At 60.1% G+C, this 6,071-nt stretch carries 8 protein-coding genes and 1 pseudogene; 6 read left to right on the top strand and 3 right to left on the bottom strand.

Annotated features, from left to right (window positions below):
• The first annotated feature begins 380 nt into the window (after positions 1-380).
• From AC629_RS41815 to AC629_RS41805, 3 genes and pseudogenes are all read left to right on the top strand, one after another.
• Positions 381-584, top strand: coding sequence for a hypothetical protein (locus AC629_RS41815; protein WP_143199873.1), 204 nt, complete (start codon positions 381-383; stop codon positions 582-584).
• A 260-nt stretch (positions 585-844) separates the two neighbouring features.
• Positions 845-1,066: pseudogene (locus AC629_RS41810) on the top strand (SOS response-associated peptidase); the annotation flags it as partial.
• 901 nt (positions 1,067-1,967) lie between these two features.
• Positions 1,968-2,177 carry a PRC-barrel domain-containing protein gene (locus AC629_RS41805; protein WP_084810480.1) on the top strand — a complete coding sequence of 70 codons (210 nt, stop codon included), beginning with the start codon at positions 1,968-1,970 and terminating at the stop codon, positions 2,175-2,177.
• A gap of 908 nt (positions 2,178-3,085) precedes the next feature.
• On the opposite strand, the gene AC629_RS41800 is transcribed toward AC629_RS41805, so the two are convergent.
• Together AC629_RS41800 and AC629_RS41795 are read right to left on the bottom strand one after the other, a co-directional pair.
• A complete protein-coding gene (locus AC629_RS41800; protein WP_143199872.1) occupies positions 3,086-3,622 on the bottom strand; it encodes a hypothetical protein in 537 nt (178 codons plus the stop codon).
• A gap of 211 nt (positions 3,623-3,833) precedes the next feature.
• Complete coding sequence (locus AC629_RS41795; RefSeq protein WP_084810478.1) at positions 3,834-4,112, bottom strand: helix-turn-helix transcriptional regulator; 279 nt, start codon at positions 4,110-4,112, stop codon at positions 3,834-3,836.
• A 163-nt stretch (positions 4,113-4,275) separates the two neighbouring features.
• Between AC629_RS41795 and AC629_RS41790 the strand changes: the two genes are divergently transcribed.
• The 3 genes from AC629_RS41790 to AC629_RS41780 all read left to right on the top strand — a co-directional run bounded on the left by AC629_RS41790 (position 4,276) and on the right by AC629_RS41780 (position 5,674).
• Entirely contained in the window at positions 4,276-5,007 is a 732-nt protein-coding gene (locus tag AC629_RS41790; RefSeq protein ID WP_084810477.1) for a hypothetical protein, read from the top strand.
• A 64-nt stretch (positions 5,008-5,071) separates the two neighbouring features.
• A complete protein-coding gene (locus AC629_RS41785) occupies positions 5,072-5,284 on the top strand; it encodes a hypothetical protein (RefSeq protein ID WP_084810476.1) in 213 nt (70 codons plus the stop codon).
• A 114-nt stretch (positions 5,285-5,398) separates the two neighbouring features.
• Entirely contained in the window at positions 5,399-5,674 is a 276-nt protein-coding gene (locus AC629_RS41780; protein ID WP_084810475.1) for a hypothetical protein, read from the top strand.
• 68 nt (positions 5,675-5,742) lie between these two features.
• Here AC629_RS41780 and AC629_RS47980 read toward each other — a convergent pair.
• The coding region (locus AC629_RS47980) for a hypothetical protein (RefSeq protein ID WP_210419195.1) at positions 5,743-6,071 on the bottom strand (329 nt) is incomplete at its 5' end.

Below are 6,071 nucleotides of genomic sequence, written 5' to 3'. Positions count from 1 at the left end.
TGACCCCACGACTCGCCCTCCTTGTTTGAGGCTCTGCCCAGTCCATCCGGGCAACCCTCGTTGCAACATCGAGGGTGAGTCGCCTCATTTTGTGGAGGGGACATACAGTCTAGCGGATCTGCTGACCGTGCTCTATTCACGCTGGCGTAACGGTTTGTTCCCATGCAGCGGCTGGCGCTGGCCTGTTTCCGAGCGCGGTGGCCTGGTTTGAAAAGCGTAGTGGCCTGATTTGAACCTTTCCACGACCACCCAGACATATCGGTATCGGGATTTTACGATCTCCCTCCCGGGGCTGGAAATGCCGCCGCCTGCGCTGGATTTTGATGCGGGCGGCGTTTTTTATTATGTCCTAGTCAGGTTTTTTGGTGTTCCATGCCGGAATGGAAACCGACCTAAACAGCTACTTGGAAAGAGCCGAGCGCTGCATTGTCATCGGCGAAACGACAGTCACGCGCCAACTTGCCCTCCTCGAAAGGCTGCGACACGCAAATCTGCCAACCGGGGACGCCGAACGCCTCTTGCGCGAGATGGAACTGACGCTTCATCGCTTCTACGCCGAGCGCGAGAAGATCATGGGCCGGTAAGGCCGCCTCAGTTGGCGTCATTTAGCCATACGCTGACATCTGCTTGTGGCCCAAATCGCCGGTTTCGCAATATCCGCAATCTTTTCGCTCACGGCGGGCAAGCGGACATTGTTCATTGCCGAACATTATTTTGCGGGTCTGACCTTGCCACCGCCTTCGGGCGTGGCTCCGTTGTGAGAGGTTCAATCGTTTCACTCCGACAAAAAAGCTGGACCTGCTGCTCTGGCAGTCGAACCGAACCTGACCTGAAGTTCTCACGCGTGTGCAATCTCTACAGCATTACCACCAACCAAGCCGCCATCGCCGCGCTGTTCCGCGTCGTCAATCGCTACGTCGGCAACCTCGCGCCGATGCCGGGAGTGTTTCGGGAAAATCCTGCGCCGGTTATCCGCGACACGGACGCCGGAAGCGAGATGGTGACGATGCGCTGGGGGATGCCCCCGCCGCCGCGTACGGGCGGGCCCCGGGTGACGAACATCCGTTGTCATGACCGCTACGGAAGGACGGGCGCGTCCTGCGGTATCACCGGCCTCGGCCTAATCCTGTTAGCCACTAGACCGCATCAAAAATGGTTCCACGGACACAGCTAATCGGTCCACAACTTGCGTGGCGGCTGGTGTGGACTGCCTTTCGAGAGGCAGCAAGCCGAGCGAATTCACGGCCAGCCCAGTCCAAGCGGCAAGAACAGCTATCGCAGCGAGATATTGGGTCCTCATGGCGATCATCCGTCCCTTCATCGCCCCATGAACTAGTAACCGGGCACTCTCAGAAATAGTTCCGAGTGCTGCTCGTGTGTCAATTGCGTCCGTGGTCTAAGCGTCGCAACGCTACACGCCGAGTTCCTCGTCGGAAGGGAAACCATCGCGTCGCGATCAGAGATCCAAGGAACGAAAGCACCTGCGAAGCTTTAGAAAAGCATGAGACCGCCGCTCGCCGGTACTATTACGGCGCATGTCGCGGATAGCCAAAGGTCGCTGCCAGCGACCCGCTGTTCTGAATACAAGCGCTCGCGCAAGATAGCCAAAAGCGGCGGTCTCGGATTTCGTTCAAACTCGTCAGCCGTGCCTCGATTGAGGTCGCGGGGAGCAGGACTGGGGCCGATGTCGGCCTGCGGGCGGCATCGTTTTCACCGAACCGAAGGGCTCCCCTTATGCGCAATAACATCGACATCGACTACGTGCACAGCCGGGCCATCGTTCGAGAGATCGGCGAGAGATTGCGCGCGTCACTGAAACCAGAGCCGAAACTGCCAGCGCGCCTCGAAACGCAAATCGATCGGCTCCGCGAATTGGAGCGCTCACAGTCAATCGTTCCCGATGCGGAGCATTGTAGGAAACCTCGCCATTGATCCGCGCGGATGGCTCGGCCGAACATGGACGAGCAATGCCATCGGTGAAACGTCATGCGTTAACGATCTTGAACGAGTACGGTGAGGCGCAATCTGAGTTGATCGGCAAAGCCGTCGTCCTTACCGACGGAAAGGCAGGCACAGTGGAGAACATTTGGCTGGATGAATTGCACGGGCTTCGGATTGCGATCAAAGGCCATGATGGAAGATGGCCGGTCTCAACCATCAAGCTTGTGGAGAGCTAGACCCTCGCATCGGCTGCGCGCGTTTCCTTTCAGAACATTCCAATCAAGATGAAAAAGCCGATCTCGATCAGGAAAGCGGTGGACATGATGGCGACCGTAAGAAACACGTCGCCCATTGAGAGCGGGGCCATCGCGCGCCTCATCGCTACGCCCCGTTGGTAGAATTCACGTAGGTTAAGAAGGTTTCGGTTCCGAACGGGTTAAGGGGTTCGCCAGGCTCAATTCCGGAACCGGGCATGGCATAGGTACTTGGGGTGGGTAATCCAACGCGGGATCCCGGGACCGCCCGCCATCGGCATATCTGGCACGCGCCTTTCCCGATTTTTAGGCGGCCGCTATTAATGCGAACTCTGCAAGGTAGCGGCCAATGACCAACTCGGAGCAGGTTTGGAGGGATGGCGGGCGCTTTCGCGGCGTGACCGCGCGGTGTTTCTATCGCTGCTTGGCCAGATTATGCCCGGCAGCGCGAGGCGACTAGGCAAGCGATTGGAGGCGGCTCCACCTATTCCGTGAGGGTATCGCGGCTTGCCGATCTGTCGCTGGCCGAGGCGGACCTTCAACGGCCTCGGCTGTAGGCCTCACTGCGTGCGTTTACGGGGACGGGACTGCCTCGGACCGGGCGGAGTGCGTAAACGCCGGTAAACATGGTCTGAGGCCCGGGAAACGCACCGTGTCCGGTCAGAAGTTCAGGATGACGACGGCCATCGCGATCGTTGATGCGACCCCGGCGGTGATGACCAGAGCGTCGAATAAGCGGATTTCCCATTGCGGCGGATGGCACGTCACCCGCCGCCGCTCTCACGCGACGCCTGTCTATGCTCGATCGAAATCTCGGAAACCTTACGGGCCAGCACGGCGGATCACGCCAAACAGGCCGTCGCCCTTGGGCACCGGAGCCGGTGCGGCGATCAATTCAACGCCCAGCAGGGCGCGCGGATCAATATCCGGGCGGTGCATAATCGCTGCGCCCTCGGCCTGCGCGCGCCAGCACAATTCGGCTTCCCCTCGCTCGACGCGCCGCCGGTCGCGCCCGATCTCGGCAAGGCGCACTTCGCGATCTTTCTGCGACAGCGCGTTCGTATCACCTTGGACACCGCCGACTTGTGCAGCCAGATCATTAACGCCATAACATCCGTTAGCTCGCCACTCGCGCTGCCGGTAACCGCAGCACCTTTCTCACCCATCGCGAACGGCGGGATGTGCACGACATGCTGCGGCCATGCGATGTCGCCGAAGTGCTCGATCAGCCCTTCAAGGGACGGTGCGCCACTTGCCGCGGTGGTTTCGATCTCCCCCCGCATGCGCGCTTTGCAATCGCTTGACGGAACGCACGAGCTTTCGATCCAGTGCCGGTCGGCATCGAGTTCGCGAAGCCGGTGCCTTAAGCGTTCGACCGCATCAGCAGGCGGCTCTCCCTTCCTCAGCACATCGCCGACCTCGATCATCGGAGCCTCGACCATCAGGGTGCCGGTTGGCCGTCCGCGCCGAAGCCAGGCCGCCGCGACAGAAGCCTGCGTTTCGCCGTGTCCGGTTCTCAATCCGAAGAGTCAAATCGTGCTGCCCCAGTGACCGTTTCGAGAGCGCCACCCAAGAGCACGAGCGGGCGGACATCGATCCGGCGCTTTGCACCGGTACAACATCTGAAAGCGTGTCCAACTAACCCGCACGCCCACGCCGCCCCTTGCCGCGAGCCCGATGCGGATCGAATTCGTTGACCGCGTTCTGCCAAGCGACAATCTGGTCCTCGTACCAAAACCTTCTGTTCGGCGAGACGAAGACGCCGCGCGGAAATTTGCCCGCCTTCTCCAATCGATAGAGCGTCGTCCTCGACACCGGGACGATTGCCAAGACCTGCTTCTCGTTGAGCATCCGGCGCGGTCGCGCCGACTTATCCGTCTCACTATCGTCGGTTGCACCTTCCATCGCTGCCGCCATTGCGAACTCCCACGGTGTTTCCAGGAGTATCGCGCTGCTGCTCACCGGACGGACGGTTAAGTTCGCCGAAATCGTCGCCTGCGAAATAACCGGGTATCTGCCCTGATCGCGCCAAATTGTTTCCCGACCAATCTAGAGGTATCCGTCGTGGTGGTTTCAACACATGGCCGACGTGACTAGCGATATGCCGGACTGGCTGGCCGCGCTGCGCTGTCCAATGTACGGCGACGTGAAACTGTCGCACGCTTGGAAGGCGTCTGTTCATATCCCTGAGATCCTTGAAGGCTTTGGTCCGCGACATCCTCCTGCCCGCAGGTGGATCGTCATCAAGATCGACAAGATGGCGATCGACCTTTGGGTTGCACGCAAACGCCAACCAGCGTTCGGCGTGCAGGAGGCCAAGGAAAATTTCGCGTCTACTGCAAAGGCGGCAAAGAACCTTTTCAATAAGCTGCGGGAGCCCCAGGTGCGTCATGCGATCGTCATGGCAAATGCAAAACGCCAACGGACAAAGTCAGGGCCGAAATGGCTCAGCGACATGGACCTTGGCGTCGCTACTCCCCTCGACGAGATCGACCTTGCTCTGGAATTTGTAAAGGAAGGGGCGGAGGAGGTGTTTCGCGATCCCGATATCTATTACCGCGTGTTTGGCCGTCGCCTCGCCGACAGTCGCAAGAAAAGCCTTGAACGCACTTTGCTCTGGGAACCGTTATTCGACCTCATGTACGAATTCGGGATTGAGGATCTGAGTGAATATCAGGAGCTGACCAAAACTGTCGGATCGCTACATCGGGCGCTTGGAATTGACTCGCCCAACACCAACTTGCTCAGGCAGGTCACCTCTCTTTGGAGAAAGCGTCAGTTAAATTCGGCGGTCGGATTTCGCGCAAGTTAACCTAGCCTTACACAAGGTGCAGGTGGAGGCTCTTCGGTACGTCAAGTAACCGAAGGAAGATCGCATGACGATCGCAGCCAATACCACTGTCCAGCGTGAGCCGCACTCGCACGCACCTCGCCTCGGCTACCGCATTGCTGAATGGTCGGAAATGACCGGGACCAGTCGCCAGACCACTTGGCGCGCGATCCGGAAGGGCACGCTCAAGACGGTCACCTACGCAGGCATTACGCTCGTTCCCGACAGCGAGCGCGTTCGTCTCGGCTTTAACGACTGATGACACGGCTGCCTACCGCCGACGCACTTAAACCGCACAAAACAAAACCCGCGCGCCGGACCGCCCCGGCGCGCGGGCAAATGCTCATTCGCCAACCAACGATGGAGATCGAAAATGGCTGACGCGCGTCATATGCACCTGATCGAGGAAACTGGCAACCAGGAACGCTCCGAGGCACTCGCTCCGGGTCCGGTCCCGACCTTGCTTCTCCTCAACATCTTCATCGCGCTCTACCCGCTTCGTGAGCAGGGAGCGGTCAGATGGCTGGTCGAGAACTTCCGCAGCGAGCACTGGCCGAGCGAATTTGGAGCAGTCTCGGGAGATGACTGGCGGGCTAGCGCAGAGGCTATGCGCGCCCTGGAAGACGAATGGACCCACGCGAGCCTCTAGCACACCGCGAGCACACCGCGCGAGCGCGGTCGGCTGTTGGCGTGAAGGTCCGCTCGGAGGCTCCCGCTTCACTGTCCAACAACCCGATCCGCGCTGCGCGAGAATAGCGGCGGGTCGAGATCGGCCATGACCCCGCCGCCGGTAGCGAAAGCGCCGGGATGAATGACCGCAGCGCCGCCGGGGCGCTCCATCCCCGGAAACAAACAAAATCCGGGCAACGCTGTGCCAATTGCGACCCGGACCGTGGAGACCAAAGCCGATAGGCCGACGGTCGCCGGGGGTAAGATCAATCCCGGCTCGGTGATACGCAGCGCGGGAGTCCGGCATGGCTCCTTGCTTACAAAAGCGCTGGTCGCGCGCCGAAAAAAGCGCGACGGAGACGCCGCCCAAAAGGCGG

This window comes from Bradyrhizobium sp. NAS80.1, assembly GCF_001908205.1.
Classification (GTDB): Bacteria; Pseudomonadota; Alphaproteobacteria; order Rhizobiales; family Xanthobacteraceae; genus Bradyrhizobium.
This window is presented reverse-complemented; position numbering and strand designations above follow the sequence as displayed.